This window comes from Paraprevotella clara YIT 11840, from assembly GCF_000233955.1.
Lineage (GTDB): Bacteria > Bacteroidota > Bacteroidia > Bacteroidales > Bacteroidaceae > Paraprevotella > Paraprevotella clara.
Genome location: NZ_JH376727.1, coordinates 1 through 268, shown reverse-complemented (window position 1 = coordinate 268; position 268 = coordinate 1). Strand labels below are relative to the sequence as shown.

Here is a 268-nt window from a genome sequence, read left to right as displayed (position 1 = left end):
CAATTCTTTATCAGTAAAATGATGATGGTCAGGAAAGGCTATATGCTGAAAGTCAACTCCTTTACTCTTTAGAAAATCTAATAACGGCTGCGGATTGGCTATGCCTGTTACTAAGGTAAAAGGTTGTTGTATAAACGATTCTAAGGGACTTTCGCCTGCTGCCGAATACACTTGCTCACTATAGGCTATAGTAGCAAAAACAATAGGAGTTTGTGGGCGGGTCTTTTTCTGCAACTGTGCCACAATACGTTCGCGTTCAGCAGCAGAT

General features: G+C 41.4%; 1 protein-coding gene. It reads right to left on the bottom strand.

Annotated elements, in window-relative coordinates; translation table 11 throughout:
• A partial coding sequence (locus tag HMPREF9441_RS18935; protein WP_008623830.1) for a tetraacyldisaccharide 4'-kinase occupies positions 1-268 on the bottom strand: 268 nt, incomplete at both ends.